Below are 26,381 nucleotides of genomic sequence, written 5' to 3' on the forward strand. Positions count from 1 at the left end.
AGTGGTCTATAGGCCACGCTCAGCTTCACAACCGCGAGATCAGAGTCGCTCGATGATGGTGACGTTGGCCTGGCCGCCGCCCTCGCACATGGTCTGCAGGCCGTAGCGCCCGCCGATGCGCTCGAGCTCGTTGAGGAGTGACGTCATCAGCCGGGCACCGGTGGCGCCGATGGGGTGGCCGAGGGCGATGCCGCCGCCGTTCACGTTCACCTTCGAGTGCGGGACGTCGAGCTCCTTCATCCACGCCAGGACGACGGAGGCGAAGGCCTCGTTGCACTCGAAGAGATCGATGTCCTCGATCGACAGGCCCGTCTTGGCCAGAGCGTGACGGGTCGCCTCGATCGGGCCGGTGAGCATCCAGACCGGGTCGTCGCCGCGTACGGAGAGGTGGTGGATGCGGGCGCGCGGGGTGAGGCCGTGGTCGCGGACGGCCGCCTCGGAGGCGACCAGCAGAGCCGAGGAGGCGTCGCAGATCTGCGAGGCGACGGCCGCGGTGATCCGGCCACCCGGAGCGAGCGGGTCGAGGCCGGCCATCTTCTCCAGCGAGGTCTCACGCGGGCACTGGTCGACGGCGAAGTCGCCCACCGGCACGATCTCCCGGTCGAACCGGCCCTCGGCGATCGCGGTCTTGGCGCGCTGATGGGAGGCGAGCGCATAGGCCTCCATCTCCTCGCGCGAGATGTCCCACCTCTCCGCGATCATCTCGGCGGAGCGGAACTGGGAGATCTCCTGGTCGCCGTAGCGCTTCACCCAGCCGGGTGACTCGGCGAAGGGCGTCGTGTAGCCGTACTGAGCACCGACCAGCATCGCCGCCGAGATCGGGATCGCCGACATGTTCTGCAGTCCGCCCGCGACGACCAGGTCCTGCGTCCCGGACATCACCCCCTGAGCGGCGAAGTGGATCGCCTGCTGCGAGGAGCCGCACTGCCGGTCGATGGTCACGCCAGGTACGTGGTCAGGCAGCCCCGCCACCAGCCAAGCCGTCCGCGCGACGTCGCCTGCCTGCCCGCCGATGGTGTCGCAGCACCCCATGATCACGTCGTCGACGGCGCCCGGGTCGATCCCGGTGCGGTCGACGAGCGCGGCGAGCGAATGGGCGCCGAGGTCGGCCGGGTGGACGCCCGCCAGCGCTCCTCCGCGCTTCCCAACCGGCGTACGAACGGCGTCGATGATGAATGCCTCAGACAATGTTCCTACTCCTTGACCCACGTCGGTCGAGCCGACGTCGTGAGGTACGAGCGACGTCGTGTCGAGACCAAGACGGTCCCTTCGGCGCTCGGTGGGGCTGTGTTGGTCTCGCCACGCTCGGCCATCGGGGTGCTGCTACGCATGCTGACTCGAGACGGAAAGCACCTCGCCGGTCATGTAGGACGAGTAGTCCGAGGCGAGGAAGACCATGACGTTGGCGACCTCCCACGGCTCGGCGGCGCGACCGAAGGCCTCGCGGCCCTTGAGCTCGACGAGCAGCTCGGGCGACGTCACCTTCTCCAGGAACGGGTGCATCGCCAGGGACGGCGAGACCGCGTTGACCCGGATGCCGTGCGGGGCGAGATCGGCGGCGGCCGAGCGGGTCAGAGCCATCACGCCGGCCTTCGCCGCGGCGTAGTGCGCCTGCCCTTCCTGCGCCCGCCACCCGATCACGGAGGCGTTGTTGACGATGACGCCGCGCTTGCCTGCCGCGACGAACCGCTGCCCGACCGCGCGAACGCACCGGAACGTCCCTGTCAGCGTGATGTCGAGGACCTTGGACCACTGGTCGTCGGTCATCTCGAGCACCGACGCGGTCCCGCCGAGGCCGGCGTTGTTGATCATGACGTCGACCCCACCGAACGGCTCGGCCGCGTCGAGCAGCGCCTGGACCTGGTCCTCCTGCGTGACATCGCAGGTCACCGCCGTGATCCGATCCTCCCCGAACTCCTCGGCGAGCGCGTCGCGCGACTCCTTGAGCCGCCTCTCGTGAGTGTCGGAGACGACGACCGCCTTCGCGCCCTCCTCGAGCACCTTACGCACCACCGCCGCGCCGATCCCAGCACCGGCGGCAGCGGTCACCACGACGACGCGCCCTTCCAAGAGAGAGTGGCCCGGGACGTACGCGGGGGCGGGCTGTTCTGGATTCATGCACGGGCCTCTCGTGGCAGGCCGAGCACGCGCTCGGCGATGATGTTCCGTTGGATCTCGTCCGAGCCGCCGTAGATCGTGTCGGCACGGGAGAAGAGGTAGAGCGACTGCAGCCGGTCGAGCGCGTAGTCCGCGCCGGTGGTCAGACCGGCGAGCCCGACGACGTCCATCGCCAGGTCCCCGAGGTCGCGGTGCCAGCGGGCCCACAGCAGCTTGGAGACGCTCGCCTCGGGGCCCGAGGATCCGGAGTCGTACGCAGAGAGCGTCCGCAGCGCGTGCAGCCGGAGCACCTCCAGCCCGACGTGAGCCTGGGCGAGGCGCGAAGAGATGTCGGGGTCGTCGATGGTGCCGTTCGACCGGGCGGCCGCCTCGACCGACTCCAACTCGCGCGCGAACCCGACCTGCTGGCCGATCGTGGAGACCCCGCGCTCGAACCCGAGGGTCGCCATCGCGACCTTCCAGCCGTCGCCGGGCTCACCGACCACCAGGTCGGCCGCGGTCACGGCGCCGTCGAAGAAGACCTCGTTGAACTCGGAGGTGCCGGTCAGCTGCTGGATCGGCCGCACCTCGACGCCAGGCTGCTTCATCGGCACCAGCAGGTAGGACAGTCCGTGGTGCCGGGAGGACCCCGGCTCGGTCCGGCACACCACGAAGCACCAGTCGGAGAGGTGGGCGTTCGATGTCCACACCTTCTGGCCGTCCACCACCCACTGGTCGCCGTCCAGCCGGGCGCGGGTGCGCACCCCGGCGAGATCCGACCCGGCGCCGGGCTCGGAATAGCCCTGGCACCACAGCTCCTCCACGGCCACGATCTTCGGCAGGAACCGCTCCTTCTGAGCGTCGGTCCCATGGGCGATCAGGGTCGGCCCGAGCAGCTCCTCGCCGAGATGGTTGATCCGCACCGGGGCGTCCGCGCGGGCGTACTCCTCGTGGAAGATCACCTGCTGGAACAGCGGCAGGCCGCGCCCGCCGTGCTCCTCGGGCCAGCCCAGGCAGGTCCAGCCGTGCTCGGCGAGGTAGCGGTTCCACGCCAGCCGTCCCTCGTACGACTCGTGGTCGCGCCCGTTCCCACCGGTGCCGCGCAGCGCCTCCCACTCGCCGACCAGGTGATCGGCCAGCCACTCGCGCACCTCGGCACGGAACGCCTCGTCCTCGGCGGAGTAGGTCAGGTCCATGCCGGACAACCTACCAAACCAAGCACTTGTTTGGTAGCGTTGAAGCATGAGCGCCACTCCCGCCGAGACCAGTGTCGTGACGTACGAGACCCACGGACCCGTGGCGGTGGTCCGGCTGAACCGCCCCGAATACCGCAACGCCCAGAACTCGAAGGTGACCTACGCGCTCGACGCGGCCTTCACGCGGGCGACCAACGATGACGAGATCAAGGTGATCGTCCTCGGCGGCAACGGCAAGCACTTCTGCGCCGGGCACGACATCGGCACCCCGGGCCGCGACATCGACGAGAGCTTCGAGCGCAAGGCCGTGATGTGGTGGGACCACGTCGGCAAGGAGGGCGTCGACTCCCGCTTCGCGCGCGAGTCCGAGGTCTACCTGGGCATGTGCCGCCGCTGGCGCGAGCTGCCGAAGCCGACGATCGCGATGGTGCAGGGCGCCTGCATCGCCGGCGGTCTGATGCTGGCCTGGTCCTGCGACTTCATCGTCGCCTCCGACGACGCGTTCTTCTCCGACCCGGTGGTCAAGATGGGCATCCCCGGGGTCGAGTACTTCGCCCACCCATGGGTCACCAACCCCCGCGCCGCCAAGGAGATGCTCTTCACCGGCGGCCGGTTCTCCGCCGAGCAGGCCGAGCGCTGGGGCATGGTCAACCATGTCGTACGCCGCGACGACCTCGAGTCCGAGACGCTTGCCCTCGCGGAGCGGATCGCCGAGATGCCGCGCCTGGGGCTCGCGCTGGCCAAGAAGGCGGTCAACCAGGCCGAGGACCTGATGGGGATGCGCGCCGGGATGGACTCGGTCTTCGGCCTCCACCACGCCGCCCACGCCCACAACGCCGAGGTCGGTCAGGATTCGCTCGCTGGGATGAACGCGAGGTCGATGAAGTCGTGACGCTCGAAACCAGCCTGCTTCGGCCGACGCACGCCCCGTGTAACACGTCGTTCGTAGGACTACTCGCCTTTTATAACGACCGGAAAGACCTACGAACGACGTGTTACAGCGACCAAGGAGCGCAATGAGCACGCTCGAGTTCACCGAGGCCGAGGAGGCGTTCCGCCTCGAGGCCCGCGACTGGCTCGCCGCCAACAACCCCGGTCGGCTGCCCTCGATGGACACCGCCGAAGGCGCCGCGGCCCACCGGGAGTGGGAGCGCACCCTGGCCTCCGGTCGCTGGTCTGTGGTCGCCTGGCCCGAGAAGTACGGCGGGCGTGACGCTTCGCTGACCGAGTGGGTCATCTTCGAGGAGGAGTACTACCTCGCCGGCGCCCCCACCCGGATCAGCCAGAACGGCATCTCGCTGCTCGCGCCGATCGTCTTCGGTCACGGGACGGAGGCGCAGAAGGAGCGCTACCTGCGCGACATGACCGACGGGACGCTCGTCTGGGCGCAGGCATGGTCCGAGCCCGAGGCGGGCTCCGACCTGGCCTCGCTCCGCGCGACCGCCACGCGGGTCGATGGCGGCTGGAGGCTCAACGGACAGAAGACCTGGAGCAGCCGGGCGCCGTTCGCCGACCGCGGCTTCGGCCTCTTCCGCTCGGATCCGGCGGCCGAGAGACACCGGGGCCTGACGTACTTCCTCTTCGACCTCTCCGCCAAGGGCGTCGCTGTCCGCCCGATCGACCAGCTTGACGGCACCCCCGGATTCGCCGAGATCTTCTTCGACGACGTCTTCGTGCCCGACGACGACGTGCTCGGCGGCGTCGGCGATGGCTGGAAGGTCGCGATGTCGACGGCCGGCAACGAGCGCGGCCCGTCCCTTCGCTCCCCCGGGCGGTTCTGCGCGGCGGCGGAGCGGCTGGTCGAGCTGTATCGCGAGGGTGGTCTCGACCAGCTCGACCACCGGGGGTCGAAGGTCGTCGACGCCTGGATCGGCGCGGAGGCGTACCGCCTCTACACCTGGGGCACCGTCACCCATGTCGAGGCCGGCGGCTCGGTCGGCGCCGAGGGCTCGATCAACAAACTCTGGTGGTCCGACCTCGACCTCTCGCTGCACGAGACCGCGCTCGAGCTGCTCGGCGTCGACGCCGAGCTCGAAGGCCCCTGGCTCGACGACTACCTCTTCTCGCTGTCCGGTCCGATCTACGCCGGCACCAACCAGATCCAGCGCAACATCGTCGCCGAGCGAGTGCTCGGACTGCCGAGGGGTAGCCAGAAAGGTGGGGCACAGTGAGATTCGGACGTACGCCGGAGCAGCATGCCTTCTCCGAAGCACTCGACGACCTGCTGGCCGCCGCCGATGTGGTTTCCTCGTCCCGCGCCTGGGCCGCCGGCGATCACTCGCCCGGCCTGAAGCTGTGGCAGCGGCTTGCCGAGCTCGGCGTCACCGGACTCCTGGTGCCGGAGGAACACGGCGGCGTGGGAGCGACGCCGGTCGACCTCGCCGTGGCCTTCGAGCGGCTCGGCTACCACGGCGTGCCCGGGCCGTGGATCGAGTCCGTCGCCGTCGCGCCGGCTCTGCTGGCCGGTACGCCCGACTCGGACATTCTCCAGCGGCTGGCCTCCGGCGAGGCGCTGGTGTCGGTGGCGCACGCCACTCGTGCCCTGGATGCCGATGTCTCCGAGCGTACGTACGCGGTCAGCGACCGTGTTGGTCTCACTGCGTCTGATTCAGCGGGGCCTCCGCCTAGCGGCTCCGGCGGCTCGACCAGCGGTGCTCCCTCGCTGGTTGAGCCCGCGAGCGAAGCGAGCGGTGTCGAAACCAACACAGCCGCGTCCGTGACCCTCCTCCACGCGGTTGTCGGCGCCGAGCGGAAGTCGGTCGACCCGACCCGGCGGCTGTTCGACATCACTCCCGGCGAGGAGGTTGCGGCGGCGGTCGACCCGGGGGCGATCGACCTCGGCACCCTCGCCTGCTCGGCGATGCTCCACGGCGCGGGGCTCCGCCTGCTCGACGACTCGGTCGCCTACGTGAAGCAGCGGACGCAGTTCGGGCGTCCGATCGGTGAGTTCCAGGCGGTCAAGCACCTGCTCGCCGACGTACGCGTCGCCCTGGACTTCGCGGCGCCGCTGGTGCACAACGCGGCCGTCGAGCTCGAGGCGGAGGCGCCGACGGCGGCGCGCTCGGTCTCGGCCGCCAAGGTGGCCGCAGGCGACGCTGCGTACCTCGCCTCGCGCACCGCCCTCCAGGTCCACGGCGCGATCGGCTACACCCGCGAGTTCGACTTGAGCCTGTGGATCCTCAAGGTCCGCGCGCTGGTCGGCGCGTGGGGCACCCCGGCCGAGCACCGCGCGCGGATCCTCGAGTCGCTGGTCGCGACCGCCGGGGAGGGCGCCTGATGAGGTTCGCGCTCACCGAGGAGCAGTCCGACCTGGTCGCGACGGTGCGTACGCTGGTCGCCAAGCGCGCGACCTCGATGGATCTGCGCGCCGCGATGGCCACACCCGAGGGCTATGACACCACGCTGTGGCAGACGCTCACCGAGCAGATCGGGGTGGCGGCGCTGGCGATCCCGGAGGAGCACGACGGGGCCGGCTGCACCTACCTGGAGGCGCACCTCGTGCTCGAGGAGCTCGGCGCCGGACTCACCCCGTCGCCGCTCCTGGGCGTGCTGCTCGCCACCGAGGCGCTCCTGACCGGCGGCAGCGACGAGGCCAAGCGGCGGCTCCTCCCGCAGATCGCGGCCGGCACTACCGCGGCGCTCGTCCTCGACGACGATCTCGTCCTCGACGCTCCCGGCGCCGAGATCGTGCTCGCGCTCGATGGCGACCAGCTGCTCGAAGTCACCGACGCCGAGATCACCGCCGTCGATGGTCTCGACCAGACGCTTCGCTTCGGCAGGGTCCGCTTCGACAGGGCGAACGCGATCTCGATCGGCACCGCCAACGCGGCCAGGATCGACGCCGTCGGCGCGACCGCGATGACCGCCCTCCAGGCCGGCGCCGCCGCACGCGCACTCGAGATCACGGTCGCCTATCTGAAGGAGCGCCACCAGTTCGGCCGCCCGCTCGGCTCGTTCCAGGCGTTGAAGCACCGGTGCGCCGACCTGCTGGTCCAGACCGAGACCGCACGCACGATGTCCTGGGCGGCGGCCTGGTCCGTGGGACAGCCCGAACAGGGCGTACGGGCGTCGTTGGCCAAGGCCTGGTGCAGCGACGCGTTCTCGCAGGTCGCGGCCGAGATGGTCCAGCTCCACGGCGGCGTGGCCATCACCTGGGAGCACGACGCCCACCTCTACTTCAAGCGCGCCCACGCCACCGCCCAGCTCTTCGGCCGAGCGGCCGAGCACCGGCGCGCGGCAGCAACCCACCCCACCACCATCGAGGGAGCCCGATGATCGACAAGACCCTGCCGCTGTGCGAGGTGACCAGCAAGATCGAGTCCGGCATGACGGTCGGGATCGGCGGCTGGGGCTCCCGCCGCAAGCCGATGGCGCTGGTGCGCGAGATCCTGCGCAGCGACATCACCGACCTGACCGTGGTCGCCTTCGGTGGTCCCGATGTCGGCCTCCTCGCCCGCGCCGGCAAGATCCGCAAGCTCGTCTACGGCTTCGTCTCGCTCGACTCGATCCCGCTCGACCCCAATTTCACCCGCGCCCGCGAGCGCGGCGAGATCCCGGAGACGAGCGAGTACGACGAGGGCATGTTCGTGGCCGGGCTCAAGGCGGGTGCCAACCGGCTCTCGTTCCAGCCGATCCGCGCCGGCCTCGGCAGCGACGTACTCATGATGAACCCGGACCTGAAGACGGTGAAGTCGCCCTATGACGACGAGGAGTACGTCGCCGTCCCCGGTCTCCGCCTCGACGTCTCGCTCATCCATCTCAACCGCGCCGATGCCGCGGGCAACGGGCAGTACCTCGGCCCCGACCCCTACTTCGACGACCTCTTCGCGATGGCCGCCGACACCACGATCATGTCCGTCGAGCAGGTCGTCTCGACCGCCGACCTCACCACCAAGGCCCCGCCCCAGACGCTCCTGGTCCCGCGGATCTTCGTGAACCACGTCGTCGAGACCCCGGGCGGCGCCCACTTCACGCTCTGCGAACCGGACTACGGCCGCGACGAGGCGTTCCAGAAGGCGTACGCCGCGGCAGCCAAGTCCGACGAGGACTGGGCCGCCTTCGAGCAGCGGTTCCTCTCCGGGGACGAGGCGGCCTACCAGGCAGCCGTTGAGACGTTCACAAATGAAGGAGACACCAAGTGACCACGCTGACCGCGACCCGGGCCGACGTCTGCGTCGCCGCCGTCTCCGACGCCTTCAAGAACTCCGGCGAGGTGCTCGCCCACGCCGTCGGGATCGTCCCGGCCATCGGCGTACGTCTGGCGAAGGCCACCCACACCCCCGAGCTCGCGCTCTCGGACGGTGAGGCGTTCATGATGTCCGAGGCTCCCCCGCTCCTGAAGACCGCCGCAGCCGGCGGCACTCCCGAGGCGTGGGTGCCCTTCCGCAGCATCTTCGACATCGTCGCCAGCGGCCGCCGGCACTCGATGATGGGCGCCAGCCAGATCGACCGCCACGGCAACCAGAACATCTCCTCGATCGGCGACTGGCGTCAGCCGAAGCGGCAGCTGATCGGCGTACGCGGCGCTCCGGGTAACACCGTCAACCACCGCGTCGACTACTGGGTCGCCAAGCACTCCGCCCGGATCTTCGTCGACCGCGTCGACGTCGCCAGCGGCATCGGCAACGACCGCGCCACCGGGACGGCCGGACGATTCCACGACCTAGGCGTCGTCGTCACCAACCTCGCCGTCTTCGGCTACGACGATTCGGGGCTGATCAAGGTCGACTCGATCCACCCCGGCGTCACCCCCGAAGAGCTCCAGGAAGCCACCGGCTTCGAGATCGACGCCGCCGATGCGCCGCTCACCCGCGATCCGTCGTCAGAGGAGCTGGCGATCATCGAGGCAGAAGACCCCAAGGGTCTCCGCTTCAAAGAAGTCCCCGCCTGACCCGCTGGTCGAGCCGCGAGGCTGGCCCCGCTGGTCGAGCCGCCGGAGCCGCTAGGCGGAGGCGTGTCGAGACCAACACCGTCCTATCGGCGCTCGACAGGACGGTGTTGGTCTCGACACGCTCGGCCGCAGGCGGCCTCGCGGCTCGACCAGCGGGGTCGGTCGACTGCTCGACCAGCGGGGCCGGCCCACGCTCGACCAGCGAGCGAGTCAGGCGAGGATGCCGGCGTGGAGCAGCTTCAGATACTGCTCCGCGAGCGTCTCGGGGGTGTGCCGACCCCCAGGCCGATACCAGGAGACGGTCGACCACACGCCGTCCCGGATGAACCGGTAGGTCAGCGCCGGGTCGAGCGAGGCCTGGAAGACGCCGGAGGCCTGGCCGGCCTCGATCACCCGGATCCACAGGGCCTCGTTGTCGCGCGAGCGCTCGGCGACGAACTCGAAGCCCTCGACGGTCGCCAGGAACGAGGCCTCGTTCTGGTAGAGCGCGACCGAGAGGCGCTCGCGATGGATCGTCCTGAACGACTCGGCGATCAGTCCGTCCAGGTCGGCCTGTGGGTCGACGCCGGCCTCGACGATCTCGGTGAACCGCGCGTTGAGCCCGTCGAGGAACCCGGACAGCAGCTCGGTCAGCATCGCTTCCTTGGAGCGGAAGTGGTGGTAGAGCGAGCCGGAGAGGATCCCGGCGGCATCGGCGATGTCACGTACGGTCGTCTGGGCGAACCCCTTGGTCGCGAACATCTCGGCCGCCAGCGTGAGCAGCTCGGCTCGTCGCGACGAGCCCGATGCCGTCCCCCGCCTTCGCGGCACAACCCCCGTGTCAGTCATGGACGAAGCCTACCAAACAAGCAGTTGCTCAACTACGCTTGGCAGGATGACCCCGCGCACGATCCCCGCCCTGATCGAGAGGGCCAAGCAGACCTACGCCGACCACCCGGCGATCGTCGACGGCCCCACGACGCTCACCTACACCGAGCTCGCCGACGCGGCGGACAAGGCTGCGCGCGCCTTCCTGGCCGGCGGCGTACGCAGCGGCGACCGCGTCGCGATCTGGGCGCCCAACCGCTGGGAGTTCCCGGTCGCGGTTCTCGGCGCGCAGACCATCGGGGCGACCGTGGTGCCGCTGAACACCCGCTACCGGGGGCATGAGGCCCGCGAGATCCTCGAGCGGTCCAGGGCCACGGCGCTGGTCACGGTCAACGGCTTCCTCGGCACCGACTACGTCCAGATGCTGCACGACGCCGGACCACGCCCCGAGCACCTGCTCACGATCGTCGACCTCGCCGGACAGACGGCCTCGGGCGCCGACTCGGCCATCGGCTGGGACGAGTTCCTCGCCAACGGCCAGGAGATCTCCGACGAACGGCTCGAGGGCGCCAGGTCGACCGTCACCCCCGACACCCTCGCCGACCTGCTGTTCACCTCCGGCACGACCGGGAAGCCGAAGGGCGTGATGAGCGCTCAGCGCCAGACGATCGGCATCGCAGATGTCTGGGCGCGAGGCGCCAAGCTCACCCCAGAGGACCGCTACGCCATCGTCAACCCGTTCTTCCACGGCTTCGGCTACAAGGCGGGGTTCCTCGCAGCCCTCACCTCGGGCGCGACGATCTACCCGATGGCGACCTACGACCCCGCGCAGGCGCTGAAGCTGATCCAGGACGAGCAGATCACGGTCCTCCCGGGCGCTCCCACCATCTTCACCACGCTCATCAACCACCCCGACCTGAAGGCGTACGACCTCTCCTCGCTGCGCTTCGCGATCGCCGGTGCCGCGAGCGTGCCGGAGAGCCTCTTCGCCGACATGCGCGAGGTCCTCGGGATCGACGAGGTCAAGGGCGCCTACGGCCTCACCGAGTGCCTGGTCGCCACCACCACCCGCCCCGGCGAGGACCCTGAGCACGTGGCCAAGGTGGTCGGACCCGCGGTCGAGGGCGTGGAGATCCGCACCGTCACCGCCGCCGGCGAGGACGCGGAGCCGGGCGAGGACGGCGAGGTCTGGCTCCGCGGCGACAACGTCATGCTCGGCTACTTCGAGAATCCCGATGCCACCGCCGAGGCCATCGACGAGGATGGCTGGCTCCACACCGGCGACGTCGGCTTCCTGGACGAGCACGGCTGCCTGAAGATCACCGACCGCATCAAGGACATGTTCACCGTCGGCGGTTTCAACGTCTATCCCGCCGAGGTCGAGAACGCTCTCGCCGATCACCCCGGCATCGTCGAGGCTGCGGTCATCGGCGTCCCCGACGCACGCCTCGGCCAGGTGGGGAAGGCCTTCGTCGTCGTACGCGACGGCCTGACCGCCGACGCGATCGACGCCTGGCTCAAGGACCGACTCGCCAACTACAAGCAGCCGCGGGCGTACGTCCTGGTCGACAGCCTTCCGCGCAACGCCAGCGGCAAGGTCCTCAAGACCGATCTGCGCGACAGCTCGAGATAACCCCGAAATTGGTGAGACACCATCCGGGGCAGGGTGTAGGTTTCCGGAGCCCATCTTTACTTCCCCCACGGAGGCTTCAATGCCCCGACGCGCCAAGATCGCGTCCATCTCAGGCATCATCCTCGTCGTCGGTGCCGCGACCGCGGTCGCGCTGCCGACCACGTTCGACCTCGACCTCACCCGCCCCGGATCGAGCACGACCAGCTCCCTGGCCGCCTTCCAGGCGGCCTCGTCGAAGCCGGCGACGCTCCCGGACGGCCCGGTACAGGCCCACGTCGACGAGATCGACCTGACCACCAAGACCGGCGAGAAGACCGGCGGCACCACGCTGGCGACCGAGCCGCGCCGGACCGTCCTCACCAGCGTCCCCCAGGACGTCACCGGCTTCGGTGTCGTCGGCATGACCTGGTCCCCGGACAGCGACGTCGACCACGACACCTTGAAGGCCAAGGTCCGCACCAAGACCGACGGCGAATGGTCGAAGTGGCGGCCGATGGAGGTCCACCCCGACGAGCACGGACCCGACGCGGGCAGCGCCGAGGCGAAGGGGAGCCGCGAGGGCACCCGGGAGTTCCTCGTCGGTCACGTGGACAAGGTCCAGACCCGGATCGTCGTCCCGGCGAAGGCCGAGGTCCCCGAGGATCTCGAGCTCGCCGTCATCGAGCCCGGCAAGCCCGCCGACACCGTCGAAGAGCTCCCGCAGATCGACACCGGCGAGGGCACGGCCAAGGCCCCGTCCACCCACAAGAAGAAGACCGACGCCGACCTCGAGCTCGCGGCCAGCACCTACACCCCCAGCCCCAGGATCTACAGCCGCGCCCAGTGGGGTGCCGACGAGTCGCTCCGCGAGCAGGTCGCGCCGACCTACCGCACGATCCGGGGCGGCTTCGTCCACCACACCGCCGGCACCAACGACTACACCGCGGCCGACGTGCCTGGGATCATCCGGGGGATCTACGCCTACCACGTACAGACCAACCGCTGGCGCGACGTCGGCTACAACTTCTTCATCGACAAGTTCGGCCGCATCTGGGAGGGCCGCAACGGTGGCGTCGCGAGGCCGGTCGAGGGTGCCCACACCTCCGGCTACAACACCGACAGCTTCGCCGCCTCCGCGCTCGGCAACTTCGAGACCGTCCAGCCGACCCCCGAGCTGATCCAGGCCTACGGCGCCCTCTACGCCTGGAAGCTCTCCCTCCACGGTGTCAGCGCCGGGGCCACCAACGTCAAGATCAACAACACGACGTTCTCGCACGCCATCAAGGGCCACCGCGACGCGGGTAACACCCTGTGCCCCGGGGCGAACCTCTACGCCAAGATCCCCGCGATCCGTACGCTGTCCGCCAGCCTCCAGAAGAGCTGGGCCGGACGCGACCTGGAGTCCAACATCGCCGGCACGAGCCACTCCGACCTCGTCGCGCGACGGAAGTCCGACGGCAAGGTGTTCACGATGCGTACGGGTGGGTTCGCCGGCTTCAACAGCACCAAGAAGTCGACGACCTTCGGCAGCACGGTCCGCGCCCAGCTCGTCACCCCGGACATCACCGGCGACGGCAAGGCCGACCTGGTCCTGGTCCGAAAGAACGGCTCGGCGGGCATCCGCAAGGGACGTGGCAACGGCACCTTCGCGCCGGTCTACAAAAACCTCCCCTCCACCAAGTTCCGGGGCGTATCGCTGATCACCGCGGTCGGCAACATCGGTGGCACCCGGCACAACGACCTCGTCGGCAAGTCGTCGTCAGGCAAGCTCGTCCGCTTCCTCGGCAACGGTCGCGGCGGCTTCGAGCGGAAGACGACCACCCGTTCGCTGAGCGGGTTCGGGCTCCTGGCCGCGACCGGAGACGTCAACCGCGACGGCAGGCGCGACCTGATCGGCCGCAAGTCCGGGGCGCTCTACTACATCAAGGGCACCGGCCGAGGCACCTTCACCACCGCCGTACGCCTCCCCGCCCGTAGCCCGTCGTGGTCGTCGCTGGTCCAGATCAGCGGCTACGGCGACTTCACCGGCGACGGCCGTGGTGACCTCATCGGTCGCGACAGGTCCGGCCGCGGCTGGGTCTACCCCGCCAGCGGATCCGGCTTCGGCAAGCCGCTGGGCCCGTACGCCGGGGTGAACCGCACGCTCCTCGGGGCTGCCAACCTCACCGGCAACCGCCTGCCGGACCTGATGATGAAGACCGGCTCGACGCTCTACGTGAAGCCCAACAACGGTCGCCTCAACCTCGCCAAGCCGATCTACTCCGGACTGCGGCTCACCTCGGCCAGGATCCTGATGAACGCCGGCGACTGGAACCGCGACGGCAAGGGCGACCTCCTCGCCAAACTCTCCGACGGCACGCTGCGGCTCTACCGCGGCAACGGCAGCGGCGGCTTCTCCAGCGGCGTCGTGATCGGCAGCGGGCTCGGCTCCGTCGGCGTGCTCGACGCCGTCGGCGACGTCACCGGCGACGGTTACCCCGACGTGATGGGCCGCACCTCCGACGGGCGGATCAGGCTCTGGCCGGGCAAGGGCACCAGCAAGGTCGGCGCCTCGATCGTGATGCGTTCCTCCGCCTCCGGCACCCGTCTGGTCGGGGTCGGCCGCTGGAACTCCGGCAACACCCCGGACGTGCTCTTCGTCAACGGCACCTCCCTGGTCGTCCACGAGAGCAACGGCCCCGGTGGCCTGGTCTCCTACCGGACCCTGTCGGTCAACCTCTCCGGCTACAACGCCGTCCTCGGCGTCCGGGACCTGCGCGGTGGCGCCGGTGGCGACCTGCTCGCCCGTTCGGGTGGCTACCTCTACGCCTTCCAGCGTGGGGCCGGCGGCACGAGCGTGAGCCGCACCTACCTCGGCGAGGTGTCGACGGGCTACGACCTGCTCGGCTGAGCAGCAGACCAGCAGACGTAGCAGGGCCCGGGCGGTGACGCCCGGGCCCTCGTACGTTCTCGGCCGTCAAGGCGTTGCCCGGCGCTCCTGGTTGACCCGGAGCGCCTTGTCGGCGAGGTCGGAGCCGGCGGAGGCGTACAGGTTCAGGACGGCGTGGGCACCACGCTTCTTGAGCTCGTCGCGCTCCTCGGGGCGCATGGCGATGGCAGCCACGGTGCCTTCGAAGCCGAGCTTGTCGAGCAGATCCATGGCGAGCAGGTTGTCGCCGTGGAAGGGCATCGTGAGGACGACCAGCTCCATGCCGGCACCCTTCTTGACGCGCTCCCAGAAGTCTTGGTCGGTCGCGTCGGCCTCGACGACAGCGAAGCCCTCCGCCTTGAGCGAGTCGGCCCGCAGCGAGTCGTGCTCGATCCCCAGCACCTGGTAGCCCTGGGTCTCGCACAGCTTCTCGTAGGTCGTACGTCCCACCCGGCCCATGCCGACCACCAGCGCCTTGGCGCCGTCGAGGTGGATCGGCCGGTCGGCCTCCTGGAGCCGCGCGGACTTCCGCTCCGGCAGCACTCGGTTGAGCAGGTTGACGAACCTCGCGGCGTACGCATTGAAGACCGCGGCCACCAGGAACGAGAGCGAGGTGGCCACCGCGAGCACGGTCTGCCACTCGGCCGACGCCATCCCGGTCGCGGAGGCGATGACGATCACGATCAACCCGAACTCGGAGTAGTTGGTCAGCGTGAACGAGGCCAGGGTCGCGGTGCGGTAGCGCAGCCCCATGAACGCGAAGATCACGATGTAGGCGGCGGCCTGGAGCGGCAGCAGGATCTGCAGCACGGCGGCGAGCGCAAGGTCCTCGAGCGATGGCACCCCGGTCAGCCCGATGCTCAGGAAGAACGCGATGAGCAGGAGCTCCTTGATGCTGAACAGCACCTTGGTCAGCGCCGGCGCCTTGGCGTGCGACCCGAGGAGTACGCCGATCACCAGCGCCCCGAGGTCGCCCTTGAGACCGACGGTCTCGAAGAGCCAGTAGCCCGGCACGAGCGCCATCGCCAGGCCGAAGAGCGCGGTCAGCTCGGTGGAGGTGATCCGGTCCCACATCCGGTGGGCCAGCCAGGCGCCGGGGAGGAGCAGCACCAGCGCGAAGACCCACGGCGAGGGCCAGTGACCCTTGGAGATGGTCAGGAACGCCACCGCGACGATGTCCTGCATGATCAGCACACCGATGGCGATCCGGCCGTAGAGGGTGTTGTTGTCGTGACGCTCGTCGAGGACCTTGATCGCGAAGACGGTCGAGGAGAACGAGAGGACGAAGGCGATCAGCGCCATCTCGCCGAGGTCGGCGTCGGTGAGGAGCGCGAAGCCGAGCGGCGCGATGCCGGCCAGCAGGCCCACACCGATGATCATGCTGAAGCCCAGGTGGGCGAAGGTGCTCAGCCACACGTCCGGCCGGAGCAGCGATCGGACGTCGAGCTTGAGGCCGATGCCGAACAGGAGCAGCGTGACGCCGAGGTCGGCCAGCGTCTCCAGCCCGTCCAGCTCGCCGACGCCGGCGGCGTGCAGCCCGAAACCGGCGGCCAGGAAGCCGACCAGGGGCGGGAGCCTGAGGAACATCGCGACCAGCCCCGCTCCGAGTGCGACGAGCAGATAGAGCGCGGTCAGCGACATCTTGGACTTCCCCCAGGCTGAAACTCGACGTTTCCGACGAGCGAACGATACCGCGTGATACCACCACCGGTTACGCTGGGTCCATGGCAATGACTCTGCGACTCAGCGAGGCCGACGACCGGCTGCTGTCCGACCGCGCGCGTACGGAGAACCGCTCCAAGCAGGAGATCGCCCGCGAGGCCATCCGGGCATACCTCAACGACCACGACCGGCGCGTCGAGGACCTCGAGGACGATCTCGCCATCGCGCGCTACTCCCTGCGCCGCGAGCTCGGTGAGGTCAGCTACACCCCGCACACCGAGGCTCGCCGTGCCCTCGGCCTCGACCGCCCCGTCGGCCAGTGACCTGCCGGTGACCTACCAAGTCGTCTGGGCCGACGAGGCGTTGCGGTCGGCCGAGGCGTACGTCGACAACGACCCCATCGGCCTGATCCAGGTCTTCGACACCATCGACACCCTGGCCGAGACCCCTCGTGATGTGGGCGCCTACGCGTGGGGCAAGGACCGCTACCGCCTCCGCGTCGGCCGCTACCGGATCGTCTACGTGATCGAGGAGCGCCACATCACGGTTGCCGTCATCCACCTGGGGCGCCGGAGCGCCTGACCCCGCTGGTCGAGCCGCCGGGCCCCGCCCCGCTGGTCGAGCCGCCGGAGCCGCTAGGCGGAGGCGTGTCGAGACCAACACGGTCCTGTCGAACGCGGAGGGGACCGTGTTGGTCTCGACACGCTCGCTGGCGCTCGCGGCTCGACCGACGGGGGCAGGTCAGCTCAGCCGCTCGATCACCAGAGCCATGCCCTGGCCGCCGGCGGCGCACATCGTCTCCAGGCCGTAGCGGCCGCCGGTCTCCTGAAGCCCGTGGAGAAGCGTGGTCGCGAGTCGCGCTCCGGTGGAGCCGAAGGGGTGACCGAGGGCGATCGCGCCGCCGTTGACGTTGACCCGCTCGGGGTCGAGACCGATCTGGGCGATGCTGGGCAGCACCTGGGCGGCGAAGGCCTCGTTCATCTCGACCAGGTCGATGTCATCGGCGGTGAGCCCGGCGCGAGCGAGCGCCTGGCGGGACGCCTCGACCGGCCCGAGCCCCATGATCTCGGGCGAGAGCCCGGAGACTCCGGTCGACACGATCCGGGCCATCGGCGTGATCCCTAGCTCGGCGGCGCGGGAGTCGCTCATGATCACCAGCGCGGCCGCGCCGTCGTTCAGTGGGCAGCAGTTGCCGGCGGTGATGGTGCCGTTCTCGCGGAAGACCGGTTTGAGGCCGGCGACCTTCTCCAGCGTCACCCCGGCTCGCGGCCCGTCGTCGGTGGAGACGACCTCACCGGAGGGCAGCGTCACCGGCGTGATGTCCCGCTCCCAGAAGCCCCGGGCGGCGGCGGCCTCGGCGCGGTTCTGGGAACGTACGCCCCACTCGTCCTGAGCCTCCCGCGTGACGCCGCACATCTCGGCGACGTTCTCGGCGGTCTCACCCATCGCCAAGTGGTAGTCGGGAAGCTCGCCGGCCGCGCGAGGATCGGTCCAGGCCGTGCCCGCGGCCACCCGGGCGGCTCCACGCTCGCCCGCCGCGAGGAACTCCGGGGCCTTGGTGTCCGGCATCCCGTCTGCCTTGCCGCGCTCGTAGCGGGACACGCACTCCACGCCGGCGGAGACGAAGGCGTCCCCCTCGCCCGCGCGGATCGCGTGGAAGGCCATCCGAGTGGTCTGCAACGACGATGCGCAGTAGCGGTGGACGGTGGTGCCGGGAACGGCGTCCAGACCGAGGCGTACGCCGACGACCCGGCCGATGTTGTAGCCCTGCTCCCCCGCGGGCTGGGCGCAGCCCATCATCAGGTCGTCGATCCGCGCCGGGTCCAGCTCCGGAACGGCAGAGAGCGCGCTGCGTACGATCTGCTCGGCCAGCTCGTCGGGACGCAGGTCCTTCAGCGATCCCTTGAAGGCGCGGCCGATCGGTGAGCGGGCGGCCGAGACGATGACTGCTTCGGGCACGGTTTCTCCTCAGGAGTTGGGGGTGTGCTGGAGGAAGGCGGGCCACTCCCCGCCGCCGTCGACGGCGAGGACCGCGCCGGTGATGTGCGCGGCGAGCGGCGACGCGAGCATCAGGCAGGCGTCCCCGACCTCCTCGGGGGTCGCGAAGACCCCGCGCGGGATGGTCGCGGCGACCGCCGCCCGCTGCTCCGGGCTGCCGTAGTGGTCCTCGGAGCCCGGGGTGGCGACGATCCCGCAGGAGACCGCGTTGACGCGTACGTCGGGCGCCCATTCCACCGCGATCGACCCGGTCAGGCTCTCGACAGCGGCTTTCGCCGCCCCATAGATCGCGGTGCCGGGGCTGGGGCGCCGTGCCGAGATCGAGCTGATGTTGACGATGGACCCGCGCGAGGCCTTCAGGGCGTCGTATGCCGCCTGGCAGACGTAGGCGGTGGCCAGGAAGTTGATCGCGGAGATCTTCTCGTGGAAGCGCGGGGACGCGGTCGCGAAGTCGGCGTAGGGCGCGCCACCGGCATTGTTGACGACCACGTCGAGCCGCCCGAGCCGCGCGGTGATCGCGGCGATCCACGCCGCGACCTGCTCGGGATCGCGCACGTCGACCTGGGAGAACACCGGCGTGCGCCCGTCGACGACGGGAAGCTCCTCGGGCTCGGAGCGCCCACAGATCTCCACCTCCGCGCCGGCCTCCAGGAACCGCGCGACGATCCCGGCACCCACACCACGGGCGCCGCCGGTCACCGCGACCACCTGGCCGCTGAAGTCGATCTCGACTGCCATGCTCGGCAGTCTAGAGCGGCTACCAAGCAAATGCTAGGTTGATATCCCGGTGACCGGTTCCGAGGATCGTGACGTCAGACGCAGTGCACGTCGACCCAGTAGGTGTGATCACCGTTCATGTGCTTCTTGACCTGCACCGGGACGGCGACAGAGCCGTTCGCGTTGGGCAGGAAAGTCCGCCCGGCGTAGTGCACGTCATCGATCTCGCAGCCGGCCTGATCGGTCACGGTGATCTTGTGCAGCCCTGCCTCCGCCGCCTCGACGTGCGCCTCATGGAAGGCGAGAACCGCCGGGTTGTACTCGGAATACTTCACGTTGTGCGCACCCAGCGTGTCGGTCCACTCGGCAGCCAGGCCGTCGATGAACGGCCCGCCGTGCCGCGAGAACCGGGTGTCGATCTCGACGATCGCCCGGGCCCGGACCTTGAAGTTGTCGGTCTTGCTGTCGGCCGGGACGAAGCCGTGCCGGCTGCCCGGAGCGGTGGAGTCGAGCGCGTCGTACGGAGTCAGCCAGACCTTGTACTCGCCACCGTTGTTCGGGGTGTCGAGGAAGGGGAACAGCTGCACGGTGATGCCGGCGTCCTCCGCGTCGGTGCCGGTCGCGTGAGCGCAGTCGCCGCTCGGCGCGACACTGACGAAGCGGCCGCTGGCGTCGACCTCGACCCGGCGGCAGGCGACTGGATCGGTGGAGAGCAGCGACTTCCCGGAGGGATCGGTCACCTGGAAGGCGTAGATCCCGGCAGGCAGGCCGGCCGCGTCATCAGGCGCGTTGATGCCGGGACCGCCGTTGAGATAGACGTCCTGTTTGGCGGCGTAGTGGTTGAGGTTGACGGGCGCACCGGACACGTCGGTGGTGAAGATCGCGCCGGAGAGCTGCAGCAAGGGCGCAGACGAGGCCGGCATCGACCAGAGCGCCGCCGCGGCGACCCCCGCCGCGACCGCGCAGACGAGCTTTCGGATCATGGGTTTCCCCCTCAGATAGGTCGGACCTCGAGTCTTCGTCGCGCCGCGGCAAAGGCCTCCGTCCGATCCCCGGGTATCACCCGAACCGGGTAGGACCTGGGACTGTGGGATCGGCCACCTTCGCACCGCCCTCGGAATACCGGAGAGTCCCTCCGTCTTTTGTCAGGAGTGGATCGAGGCGATCAGCCTCGGCAGACCTGAGAGGACCTTCTTGTGACCACGACCGCCGTCGACACCTTCACGGACGTGATCCGTTCGCGCCGTTCTGCGCGAGCGTTCCTACCCGACCCGGTGCCCGCCGACGACATCCGCGGTGTGCTCGAGGACGCCCAGCGCGCCCCGTCGCACAGCAACACCCAGCCGTGGGAGGTCCACGTCTTCTCCGGCGACGCCCGCGAGCGCCTCAGTGAGGCGATGCTCAAGGCGTTCGAGGCTGGCCAGATGAGCCCCGACTTCACCACGACGTACGGCGACGACGACAGCGTCCACGTCCAGCGCTCACAGCACGCCGGGGCCACCCTCTACGGCGCCCTGGGCATCGCCCGGGACGACCAGGAAGGACGCGCCAAGGCCGTCGCCGAGAACCTTCGCTTCTACGGTGCGCCCCACGTGGCCCTGCTCTTCGTGCCTCAGCTCGGCGACGTCGTACGCGCCGCCAACGACGTCGGCATGTACGCCCAGAACTTCCTGCTCTCCCTCACCGCCCGCGGCTACCACGGCGTCCCCCAGGGCATGCACGGCCTCTTCGCCGACACCGTCCGCGCCCACCTCGGCCTACCCGCCGACCGCAAGCTGCTCTACGGCATCTCGTTCGGCACCGCCGACCCCGACGCCTCGGTGAATCGCGTCGATATCGGCCGCGCACCGCTCGACGAGCACATCGTGCTGCACGACACCTCGCTCTGAGCCTCCGCGCCGAGCTGTAACACGTCGTTCGTAGGTCTACTCGCCTTTTATAACGACCGGATAGTCCTACGAACGACGTGTTACACGTGCCCCACACCGGCACCGCTCAGGCAGAAACCGCCGCCCCACGGATCTCCGCCACCGACGTACGCTGCGCCCGCCCGGCCGCGAAGACGCTGACCGCGAGCGCCAGCAGGAGCCAGAGCACCAGGCCGGGGAGCGAGGCACCCACCGCCGCTCCGCTCTGCGCGACGGCGACCCCGCGCAGCGCCTCGGCGGCGAGCGGGACCGGAAGGATCCCGGCGAGTGCGTCGAACGGCCCCGGCGCCGTGGTCACCGGCAGCAGTCCGCCGAGCGAGACCAGCTGCAGAGCGAGGAAGGCCAGCGAGATCAGCCAGCCCCGACGCTGACCGGCGAGCGCGACCGCAGCCTGGTGCACCGCGACGAACACCGCCGCAGCGAGCATCGCGATCCCAGCCGTGGCGACAGGCTGGGATAGGTCGGCGCCGAGCGCACCGACCACGACGACGATGAGCACCGCCTGCACCAGCCCGACTGCCACGGCGGGCCACAGGCCGAGCAACGCGAGGCGACGTGCCGGGAGCGCCTCCCGCAGCCGCCTGACCGGGAAGGCCGAACGCAGCAGATAGATCGCGAACGCACCCAGCCACAGCGCCAGCGCGATCACCGCCGGCGCCAGCCGGGTCGCCCCCGAGGTGGTGGTCTCCGAGGCGACCGAGACCTGCACCGGGTCGGCGACGACCTCGGCCTGCTTCTCACCCGGGACCGCGATCTGCGAGGCACCCTCGTCGAGCCCGGAAGCCAACGAGGACGCGCCCTCGGTCAACGAGGAGGCCCCGGCGGACAGATCGTCAGCGCCCGTGGCCAGCGACGCCGACCCGCTCTCGAGCTGCTTGGTCCCGGAGGCGAGCCGGTCGGCACCGGAGGCCAGCGAAGAGGCGCCGTCGCCCGCCTTGCCGAGACCGCTCTCGAGCTCACGCGCCCCCGCAGCGAGCCGGGCGTTCGCGTCGGCGACCTGCGAGGCCCCGGACGCGACCTTCTCGGCCCCGTCCGCCGCCGTCGAGATCCCGCCGGCCAGCTCGGGAGCCGCCTGCGACAGCGCCGATGCTCCTGAGGCGACCGAAGCCGCACCGGCGGCGAGCTGGTCGGCCTGCCCACCGCCGGGTCCGACCGCCGCGCCGGTGGCGCCGCACAGCTGCGGCTTGGAGGCCGCGAGCAGCGGGTCGCTCGCGCACGCCTGCGCCCAGCCCTTGGCGAGCTGGGTGTAGCCGTCCACTCCGTCCGACACCTGCGCGGCGCCGGTCGCGAGCGCCGAGGTCTGCGCCGGGAGCTCCGCGGTCGAGCTCTCGAGCCGACCGAGACCACCAGCGAGCGAGTCGACTCCGGCGGCCAGCGAGGAGGCCCCCTTCGACGCCTTCCCCGCACCCCTCGCCAACGAGCCCGCCCCGCTCTCGAGCCGGCCGAGACCACCGGCGAGCGAGTCGACCCCGCCCGCGACCTGCGCGGCGCCATCGGCTGCCCCGGAGGCACCAGAGCTGAGCGACCTGGCGCCGTCGGCGACCTTCCCCGCCCCCGAGTCGGCGGCAGAGGTGCCGTCGGCGAGCTGGTCGGCACCGTCAGCGGCCGAGGTCAGGCTGGACTTGAGCTTCCCGGTCTGGTCGCGGACCCCGTCGAGATAGGTGGTGGTGACCGTACGACCCAGGGTCGATGCCGACTGCCGCGCGACCTGCCGTGCGATCTCGGCGGTCAACTCGCTCGAGGCGTCGGACGCCTCCACGCTCACCCGGCCGGCGCCGGGGTCGCTCCCCTGAACCCCGGACAGCGTCTTGGACAGATCCTCCGGGATCGTGATCACCGCCGCGTACGTCCCGTCGGCGTAACCCGAGCGCGCGTCCTCCTCGTCGGTGAGCTCCCAGCCGAGCGTGGGGCTAGACGACCCCGAGGAGGAGACGAGGTCGGCGGCCAGCGCTCTCCCGGCGTAGATCGTCTGCTTGTTCTTCCCACTGCCCGTCGTCACCGGTTCGTCGAGGTTGACGACGGCGGCGGGGACCTGGTCGAGGTTCTCGGTGCGGTCGCCGAGCGCGACGAGCGCGAGCGCAGTCACGACGACCGGCAGCAGGATCGCGGCGGCGACCAGGCGGCGGCCGCCCCACCATGATTTCGTACGTTTCATCGGACTGTCTCCAGGTCGGCGACCGGAGCAACGGCATCAGCGAGCTCGGTCTGAGGTTGGGTGTCGGCAGGCGGCACGGCGCGAGCGATCGCATCCGCGACCTGTGGCACGGCGGGCAACGACGGCATCCCGAGAAGCACCGTGGCGCCTCGCGAGGTCAGCGCGGACAGGGCAGCGATCTGGCCGCTGTCGAGCGAGGAGGGACTGTCGATCGCGACCAGCGCCGGCACCCGCCGGGCCTCGGCGAGCCGAAGCGCCTCGGCAACGCTGCCGACGAGAGCCGCCCGGGCGCGTACCGCTCCGGACTCCTCGGGCAGCAGCCGGTCGAGCACCACCAGCTGCCCCTCGAACCCGAGCCGGCCGGTGACGGCAGCGAGCGCGGCAGAGCGCGCCACGGGATCGGACCCGTGGACGACGCCGATCCCGGCCGGCCGAAGCGTCAGGTCGAGCGGAGCGAGCGCACCGGGCACCGCGACGTGCCGCCCCCGAACCGCGACCTCGCCGTGCGAGTCCACGAAGTCGGCGTGCTCGAGATGGTGGACGAGCGCCTCGCCCTCGATGTCGAGGACCGGCATCCGGCGGTCCAGCCAGCGCGGCAGCCACCAGGCCCGGGGCCCGAGCAGGGCGAGCACCGCCGGCACCAGCGTCATCCGCACCAGGAACGCATCGATGAGCACCCCCACAGTGAGACCGAGTGCCATCGGTTTCACGATCGGGTCCCCGTTCGGGACGAAGGCTGCGAAGACGGCGATCATGATGATCGCCGCGGCGGTGACGACGCGGGCGCTGGCGGTGAACCCGGTGTCGACTGAGCGCCGCGCATCCCCGGTGTGGACGAAGTCCTCCCGCATCCGGGAGACCAGGAACACCTCGTAGTCCATCGCGAGGCCGAAGAGCACGCCCATCAGGATGATCGGGAAGAACGCGATCACCGGGCCGACCTTCGCGACGTTGAACAGGTCGGCGCCCCAGCCCCACTCGAAGACCGCGGCGACGACGCCGAACGACGCCGCCACCGACAGCACATAGCCCAAGGTCGCCTTCAACGGGACCGCGATCGAGCGGAACACGATCGTCAGCAGGATCAGCGACAGACCGACGACGACAGCGCCGAACGGCAGGATCGCGCCGGAGAGGCGGGCGCTGACGTCGATGGCGACCGCGGTCTGCCCGGTGACCATCACGTCCTCGATCCCGAACCGCTTCTCCAGCGAGGCGTTGTCGGCACGGATCGCCTCGACCAGCTCCGCTGTCGCCGGATCGCTCTTCTCGGTGGTCGGGTAGATCACCACGAGCCCGAGGTCGGCGGTCCGGTTCGGGGTGGCCAGCGCTACCTTCTGGACACCGTCGTAGGCCCCCAGCGACTCACCCAGAGAGTCCATCACCCCGATCGGGTCGGTGGTGTCGATGATGTCCGCGGTCACGAACAGCGGCGCGTTGTAGCCCGGCCCGAAGTCACGGCTGATCAGGTCGTACGTCTCCCGCTGGCTGCTCCCCGGCTCGGCACTGCCGTTGTCGCTCAGTCCCAGTGCGAGGTCGCGCGCCGGGATCGCCAGGACGGCGATCACCAGCAGCGAGACCACGACGGTGAGGACAGGCACCTTGGTCACCAGCCGCACCCAGCGAGCCCCGAGAGTGGCGTGAGGCCGCCCCTCCGCGGCAGCCTCACGCCGATGGGCCCGAGACCCGAGCTTCGGTCGGAGCCGCTCCCCCGCGAGCGCAAGAAGAGCCGGCACGGCGGTGAGCGCGACGAGCACCGCGACCAAGACGGCCGAGGCCGCTGCGTACCCCATCACCGCCAGGAACGGGATGCCCGCGACCACGAGGCCGCACAGCGCGATGATGACCGTGACGCCCGCGAAGATGACCGCGCTTCCGGCGGTCGCGACCGCCCGGGCGATCGACTCCTCCACCCCGAGACCGGTGGCCAGCTGGCTGCGGTGGCGGGCGATCACGAACAGCGCGTAGTCGATGCCGACCGCGAGCCCGATCATCAGCGCGAGGGTCGGGGTCGTGGCCGAGATCGTGGTGACCGCGGCGACGGAGAAGATCCCGGCCATCGCGATCGCCACCCCGAGCAGCGCGGTCAGGATCGGCAGGCCGGCCGCCAGCAACGACCCGAACGTGATTGCGAGGACCAGCAGGGCGATCAGCAGGCCGATTGCCTCGGTCGCGCTGACGTGCACCCCCGTGACGGAGTACGCATCCCCGCCGATGTGGAGCTCGACCGGAGACCCCTCCGGCAGCTCCGCGGCCTTCTCCAGATCCTCGGTCACGCCCTCGGGGAGCTCGTCGAGACCGCGGTCGAGCTGCACCGTCGCCAGCGCATCGCGGCCGTCGTCGCTCACCGTCCGGTTCTCCGACGCCAGCGGGTCGGTGACCGTCGCGACGTGGTCCACCTTCTCGACCTCCGCGAGCACCGCCCGGACCTCCGCGCGGTGGTCCTCGATCTTCTCCCCCTCGGGAGCCACGAAGACCAGCTGGGCCGAGGTCCCGGAGACCTCGGGGAAGCGCTGCGTGAGCGCATCGAGGCCCTGCTGGGACTCCGTGCCCGGGATCGTGAAGTCGTTCTGCAGCTTGCCGCCGAGCGAGACCGTCAGTGCGCCCAGCAGCACAGCGAGCAGGAGCCAGAGGGCCAGCACGGTCTTGGCTCGGCGCGCGACCTGCCGGCCGAGGCGGTAGAGGTAGGAGGACACATTCGATACATTAACGCATTCAATACAAAAACGTATCGTCGGTGTATGTGAGGATTGCTACATGACCGAGGTGAAGGCCCCCAGGCGACGTACGAACACCCGCGCGCGGCTGTTGGCCGCGGCCGTCGACGTCTTCGTCGAGCGCGGGGCGCGCCGAGTCACCGTCGACGACCTGGTCAGCGCCGCCGGCTACACGCGCGGAGCCTTCTACTCCAACTTCGGCAGCGTCGAAGAGGTGCTCCTCGAGGCATTCAAGGAGGAGTCCGAGAGGCTGATCGAGGCCGTACGCACCGCCGTCGCCGAGCACAACGACGCCGACTCGAGCGGATCGCTGATCAGAGCGGCCTTCGATGCGGTCGGCCCCATGCAGGACCGCTGGTACGTCCTGCAGAGCGAGGTCGTGCTGCAGAGCCTGCGCGACCCTGATGCGCGAGAGATCAGCTCGGCGACCTTCACGGCGCTCAGCGAGCAGCTCGTCGAGGTGGTCGAGCTCGCCCTGGACCGCCTCGACTGCACCTCCACGATGCCGACCGACCTCCTCGCCCAGACGATGATGGGCGTGTTCCTGCACAGCCTCACGATGCGAACGATCCGGCCCGACGACCCTCGTGCCGACCGGCTTCTCGACGACGCGCTCCCCCAGATCCTCGATGGGGTGTCGATCCCGCGCACCTCCGCCTAGGCTGAACCGCGAGTCTCACTCGGACCGACTCGC

The 26,381-nt window shown here is 70.1% G+C and carries 22 protein-coding genes; 12 read left to right on the plus strand and 10 right to left on the minus strand.

Going from position 1 to position 26,381, the window contains the following annotated elements; all coding sequences use genetic code 11:
* Positions 1-39 precede the first annotated feature (39 nt).
* The 3 genes from H5T77_RS03195 to H5T77_RS03205 form a co-directional block, all read right to left on the minus strand.
* Positions 40-1,188, minus strand: coding sequence for an acetyl-CoA C-acetyltransferase (locus H5T77_RS03195; protein WP_292644932.1), 1,149 nt, complete (start codon positions 1,186-1,188; stop codon positions 40-42).
* 135 nt (positions 1,189-1,323) lie between these two features.
* Positions 1,324-2,118, minus strand: coding sequence for an SDR family oxidoreductase (locus tag H5T77_RS03200; protein WP_292644935.1), 795 nt, complete (start codon positions 2,116-2,118; stop codon positions 1,324-1,326).
* A complete protein-coding gene (locus H5T77_RS03205) occupies positions 2,115-3,293 on the minus strand; it encodes an acyl-CoA dehydrogenase family protein (RefSeq protein ID WP_292644940.1) in 1,179 nt (392 codons plus the stop codon). The genes H5T77_RS03200 and H5T77_RS03205 overlap by 4 nt, the downstream gene beginning before the upstream one ends.
* 46 nt (positions 3,294-3,339) lie before the next feature.
* Between H5T77_RS03205 and H5T77_RS03210 the strand changes: the two genes are divergently transcribed.
* The 6 genes from H5T77_RS03210 to H5T77_RS03235 all read left to right on the plus strand — a co-directional run bounded on the left by H5T77_RS03210 (position 3,340) and on the right by H5T77_RS03235 (position 9,183).
* Positions 3,340-4,185: an enoyl-CoA hydratase gene (locus tag H5T77_RS03210; RefSeq protein WP_292644943.1), complete on the plus strand. Its 846-nt coding sequence runs from the start codon at positions 3,340-3,342 to the stop codon at positions 4,183-4,185.
* A gap of 124 nt (positions 4,186-4,309) precedes the next feature.
* Entirely contained in the window at positions 4,310-5,464 is a 1,155-nt protein-coding gene (locus tag H5T77_RS03215; protein ID WP_292644946.1) for an acyl-CoA dehydrogenase family protein, read from the plus strand.
* Positions 5,461-6,570, plus strand: coding sequence for an acyl-CoA dehydrogenase family protein (locus H5T77_RS03220; RefSeq protein ID WP_292644949.1), 1,110 nt, complete (start codon positions 5,461-5,463; stop codon positions 6,568-6,570). Before H5T77_RS03215 ends, H5T77_RS03220 begins: the two co-directional genes overlap by 4 nt.
* Positions 6,570-7,568, plus strand: coding sequence for an acyl-CoA dehydrogenase family protein (locus tag H5T77_RS03225; RefSeq protein ID WP_292644952.1), 999 nt, complete (start codon positions 6,570-6,572; stop codon positions 7,566-7,568). Before H5T77_RS03220 ends, H5T77_RS03225 begins: the two co-directional genes overlap by 1 nt.
* Entirely contained in the window at positions 7,565-8,434 is an 870-nt protein-coding gene (locus H5T77_RS03230; RefSeq protein WP_292644955.1) for a CoA transferase subunit A, read from the plus strand. Before H5T77_RS03225 ends, H5T77_RS03230 begins: the two co-directional genes overlap by 4 nt.
* Complete coding sequence (locus tag H5T77_RS03235) at positions 8,431-9,183, plus strand: CoA-transferase subunit beta (RefSeq protein WP_292644958.1); 753 nt, start codon at positions 8,431-8,433, stop codon at positions 9,181-9,183. Before H5T77_RS03230 ends, H5T77_RS03235 begins: the two co-directional genes overlap by 4 nt.
* 210 nt (positions 9,184-9,393) lie before the next feature.
* On the opposite strand, the gene H5T77_RS03240 is transcribed toward H5T77_RS03235, so the two are convergent.
* Positions 9,394-10,011 carry a TetR/AcrR family transcriptional regulator gene (locus tag H5T77_RS03240; protein WP_179660300.1) on the minus strand — a complete coding sequence of 206 codons (618 nt, stop codon included), beginning with the start codon at positions 10,009-10,011 and terminating at the stop codon, positions 9,394-9,396.
* Positions 10,012-10,057: 46 nt separating this feature from the next.
* On the opposite strand from H5T77_RS03240, the gene H5T77_RS03245 reads away from it, so the two are divergent.
* Together H5T77_RS03245 and H5T77_RS03250 are read left to right on the plus strand one after the other, a co-directional pair.
* Positions 10,058-11,623: an AMP-binding protein gene (locus H5T77_RS03245; protein WP_292644964.1), complete on the plus strand. Its 1,566-nt coding sequence runs from the start codon at positions 10,058-10,060 to the stop codon at positions 11,621-11,623.
* 79 nt (positions 11,624-11,702) lie between these two features.
* On the plus strand, positions 11,703-14,492 hold the full coding sequence (locus tag H5T77_RS03250) for an FG-GAP-like repeat-containing protein (protein WP_292644967.1): 2,790 nt from the start codon (positions 11,703-11,705) through the stop codon (positions 14,490-14,492).
* Positions 14,493-14,558: 66 nt separating this feature from the next.
* Here the strand turns inward: H5T77_RS03250 and H5T77_RS03255 are convergent, their stop codons facing one another.
* Positions 14,559-16,151 (minus strand): cation:proton antiporter family protein, encoded by a 1,593-nt coding sequence (locus tag H5T77_RS03255; RefSeq protein ID WP_292644970.1) that lies wholly within the window; start codon positions 16,149-16,151, stop codon positions 14,559-14,561.
* A gap of 83 nt (positions 16,152-16,234) precedes the next feature.
* Here H5T77_RS03255 and H5T77_RS03260 point away from each other — a divergent pair, with 83 nt between their 5' ends.
* Together H5T77_RS03260 and H5T77_RS03265 are read left to right on the plus strand one after the other, a co-directional pair.
* Positions 16,235-16,495 (plus strand): ribbon-helix-helix protein, CopG family, encoded by a 261-nt coding sequence (locus H5T77_RS03260; protein WP_292644973.1) that lies wholly within the window; start codon positions 16,235-16,237, stop codon positions 16,493-16,495.
* Positions 16,496-16,502: 7 nt separating this feature from the next.
* Entirely contained in the window at positions 16,503-16,754 is a 252-nt protein-coding gene (locus H5T77_RS03265) for a type II toxin-antitoxin system RelE family toxin (RefSeq protein WP_292644975.1), read from the plus strand.
* 159 nt (positions 16,755-16,913) lie between these two features.
* Here the strand turns inward: H5T77_RS03265 and H5T77_RS03270 are convergent, their stop codons facing one another.
* The 3 genes from H5T77_RS03270 to H5T77_RS03280 form a co-directional block, all read right to left on the minus strand.
* Positions 16,914-18,131, minus strand: a complete 1,218-nt coding sequence (locus H5T77_RS03270; protein ID WP_292644977.1) for an acetyl-CoA C-acetyltransferase — start codon at positions 18,129-18,131, stop codon at positions 16,914-16,916.
* A 9-nt stretch (positions 18,132-18,140) separates the two neighbouring features.
* Positions 18,141-18,908 (minus strand): SDR family oxidoreductase, encoded by a 768-nt coding sequence (locus H5T77_RS03275; RefSeq protein ID WP_292644979.1) that lies wholly within the window; start codon positions 18,906-18,908, stop codon positions 18,141-18,143.
* Positions 18,909-18,982: 74 nt separating this feature from the next.
* Entirely contained in the window at positions 18,983-19,870 is an 888-nt protein-coding gene (locus H5T77_RS03280; protein ID WP_292644982.1) for a hypothetical protein, read from the minus strand.
* A gap of 213 nt (positions 19,871-20,083) precedes the next feature.
* Here H5T77_RS03280 and H5T77_RS03285 point away from each other — a divergent pair, with 213 nt between their 5' ends.
* Positions 20,084-20,776 (plus strand): nitroreductase, encoded by a 693-nt coding sequence (locus H5T77_RS03285; protein WP_292644983.1) that lies wholly within the window; start codon positions 20,084-20,086, stop codon positions 20,774-20,776.
* Positions 20,777-20,882: 106 nt separating this feature from the next.
* On the opposite strand, the gene H5T77_RS03290 is transcribed toward H5T77_RS03285, so the two are convergent.
* Entirely contained in the window at positions 20,883-22,970 is a 2,088-nt protein-coding gene (locus tag H5T77_RS03290) for a YhgE/Pip domain-containing protein (protein ID WP_292644987.1), read from the minus strand.
* Positions 22,967-25,666 carry an MMPL family transporter gene (locus H5T77_RS03295; protein ID WP_292644990.1) on the minus strand — a complete coding sequence of 900 codons (2,700 nt, stop codon included), beginning with the start codon at positions 25,664-25,666 and terminating at the stop codon, positions 22,967-22,969. Before H5T77_RS03295 ends, H5T77_RS03290 begins: the two co-directional genes overlap by 4 nt.
* A gap of 61 nt (positions 25,667-25,727) precedes the next feature.
* Here H5T77_RS03295 and H5T77_RS03300 point away from each other — a divergent pair, with 61 nt between their 5' ends.
* Positions 25,728-26,348, plus strand: coding sequence for a TetR/AcrR family transcriptional regulator (locus H5T77_RS03300; RefSeq protein ID WP_292644992.1), 621 nt, complete (start codon positions 25,728-25,730; stop codon positions 26,346-26,348).
* The last annotated feature ends 33 nt before the right edge of the window (positions 26,349-26,381 follow it).

This window comes from Nocardioides sp. (assembly GCF_014360585.1).
GTDB lineage: Bacteria > Actinomycetota > Actinomycetes > Propionibacteriales > Nocardioidaceae > Nocardioides.